This is a genomic window from Pedobacter sp. (assembly GCF_035566355.1).
In the GTDB taxonomy this organism is placed as follows: Bacteria; Bacteroidota; Bacteroidia; order Sphingobacteriales; family Sphingobacteriaceae; genus Pedobacter.
Genome location: NZ_DATMRL010000137.1, coordinates 1 through 2,493, shown reverse-complemented (window position 1 = coordinate 2,493; position 2,493 = coordinate 1). Strand labels below are relative to the sequence as shown.

Genomic DNA, 2,493 nt, shown 5'->3' with positions numbered 1-2,493 from the left:
GGAAAAGTACAAGACCGATCGCACGTAAATAGCCTGAATAAGGTGAAAACGGTGTCATATGGCGTCGGATCACAAATCCAATAATAATGATCAGCAATCCTAAAATAATCAGGGTCATTTTGAATAGAATTTGTTGAAAAGGTAATACTTATTCGATGACCGATGACCGATGACCGATGACCGAAAAAAAGTTGCCCCCTTTCGGGGGCAACTGGTTGCAGAGGGCTAAGGGTTAATATATTATTATTCCTTTGTTAGTTCCTGCATGATTTCCATTTCACCATCTTTGCTCACTCTTAATAGCTTAATGTTTGATTTATCTTCAAGGTGAACAACATATGCCATGCCTTCTGTAGTTTGTACTTCTTCAACCAGGGTTATAGCCAAATCAAAATAAGTTGATTTGATAATTGACCTGATATCCCGGGGAAGTTTGTCTTCACCATAGAAAAGCAATGAATATTGCCAACGGCCTTTTTTATCATAAAAAGCTCTGTTTCCATATCCATCCTTAACAAAGTAGGATACAAAGCCATTATCATCAGCAAACCACATGGTATTGCTGGCTCCGTTGAAACGGCTCTGAAAATCCTTGATGGCTTTGGCATTGATGTTTTTTGCATCCGGAATATATGTTCCCATAAAAGCGGGACTTTCCAGAGCTGCCAAATTGCGAATGGAAGACTTAAAGATTTTTGTGTCATTAAAAGCAACTGGGTTTTCAGAATTCTGCGCATATGCGCAGTTACTGAGCGCCACAATGGAAGTGAATCCAAGTGAAAGCGCAAATAGGGTTTTTTTCATTTTTGTAAGGTTTAATTGATTAATGATTTTTGATCTGAAGGATGGATCAGCGAAGTTTCCTCGCACTCACCATACGGCTTCATCACAGGGTTCTAAATAATTGGCTACTTGAATAGGGTAAGGATGTCGATTGCTTGATTCCGGAATGTGTTGTAAATGATTTATCGTAAGATTTTGAATGCGGGAAACAGAAAATGTTGAACTAGTCCATATTTTTCTTAAATTGGATGAAAGACCCACTATAATGGACAGCGCTGGTTCTTTTCGTTATACAGACCAGGAAATAATCGAACAGCTAAGGCAAAGTGGGATTGACAAAAGAAGAAGTGAAGAGCAATTATTCAACCGGTTCTCCTATTTCGTTCGGGAAGGCATGACTAAGCACGCCTTATCGGAGGATGAATCATTTAATGCTTATTCAGATACCATCCTGGCCGCACTGGAAAACATCAGAAACACTCATTTTGAAGCCCGGGCCTCCCTTAAAACTTACCTCTACCAGATATTTCATAATAAATGTGTTGACCTTCTCCGGAAAAGAACGACTAATAAGAATAGCGTGCACCGGCACGAATCCATTTCAGACAGATTAATGCTTTTATCCGATACCGCACGGTCAGTAGTTCAAAAGCTGATCGACAAGGCAGACTGGAATTTGCTAAAAGAAAAACTGAAAGAACTGGAAGAAAAGTGCCGGCAATTGCTGATGTTCTGGGGAGAGAATTATAGTGATAAGGAAATCGCGTCCCTCCTCAATTATAAAACTGCAGATGTAGTAAAAACAAGCAGGCTTCGTTGCCTGGAAAGATTGCGAAAGCTGTATAAAGTTGAATAAAGAGATGGACAACACAGACTATATAGAAAGTTATTTCACGAATGAACTGGTCCCCGACCAGGCAAGAGAATTTGAAAAAAGAATTGAGTCTGACCCAGCTTTCGCTGAAGAAGTAGCTTTTTATCTGAGTGCCCTGACTGTTTCCAGGGAAGTTGCCCAGACTGAAAAGAAAGAAAATTTTAAAAGACTTTATCAGGACGATTCAATTGAAGACAAGATTCCGGTAAAGAAAATTTCTGGCGCCCGCCCACTCAGAAAATTAATTTATTATATCTCTGCTGCGGCGGTGGTATCGGGTATTATCTTCGGGATTAATACATTTACAAATACTGCTTCTCCTCAGGAATTAGCCAGTCAATATGAAAAAGAAAACCTGCAAACCCTTGAGGTGACTATGGGTGGCAAAACGGATAGCATTCAAATGGGTCGTAATTTATATAACGCTGGAAAGCCGGCTGAGGCCCTTCTGCATTTTGAAAAGATCATTCATTCTGATTCCTCCAATTCTACTGCAAAAAAATATGCCGGACTCTCCGCTCTTAAATTAAAAGAATATGATAGGGCCCTGACCTGGTTCAAAGAGCTTGAAACATATAGTCAGGATTATGCAAATCCTGCATTACTATATCAGGCTCTCACTCTTATGGATCGTGATCAACCCGGCGATAAAGCAAATGCAAAGCTCCTGCTAAAACAGGTCGTTAAGAACGACCTCGAAGGAAAAGAAACTGCACAGGAATGGCTAAAAAAAATGTATTAATTAAAGCCTCGGAACAGAAGGCTTATAAGGGTTTTCAAAATTATTGACTCCCCGGGTTCTGAGTTTGCGTCGATAAACTTTATCACCCGCAGTC

At 40.0% G+C, this 2,493-nt stretch carries 3 protein-coding genes; 2 read left to right on the top strand and 1 reads right to left on the bottom strand.

All coding sequences use genetic code 11. From position 1 onward, the window contains the following. Window positions 1–243: 243 nt before the first annotated feature. Window positions 244–804: a hypothetical protein gene (locus VNZ46_RS05390; protein ID WP_325559098.1), complete on the bottom strand. Its 561-nt coding sequence runs from the start codon at window positions 802–804 to the stop codon at window positions 244–246. A gap of 178 nt (window positions 805–982) precedes the next feature. Between VNZ46_RS05390 and VNZ46_RS05385 the strand changes: the two genes are divergently transcribed. After that, window positions 983–1,639 (top strand): sigma-70 family RNA polymerase sigma factor, encoded by a 657-nt coding sequence (locus VNZ46_RS05385; RefSeq protein WP_325559097.1) that lies wholly within the window; start codon window positions 983–985, stop codon window positions 1,637–1,639. Beyond that, a complete protein-coding gene (locus tag VNZ46_RS05380; RefSeq protein ID WP_325559096.1) occupies window positions 1,632–2,399 on the top strand; it encodes a tetratricopeptide repeat protein in 768 nt (255 codons plus the stop codon). The genes VNZ46_RS05385 and VNZ46_RS05380 overlap by 8 nt, the downstream gene beginning before the upstream one ends. The last annotated feature ends 94 nt before the right edge of the window (window positions 2,400–2,493 follow it).

What these genes read in the sequence shown, in the direction of transcription:
- VNZ46_RS05390 (WP_325559098.1), bottom strand. Translation starts at nt 804, where the DNA reads ATGAAAAAAACCCTATTTGCGCTTTCACTTGGATTCACTTCCATTGTG.
- VNZ46_RS05385 (WP_325559097.1), top strand. Translation starts at nt 983, where the DNA reads ATGCGGGAAACAGAAAATGTTGAACTAGTCCATATTTTTCTTAAATTG.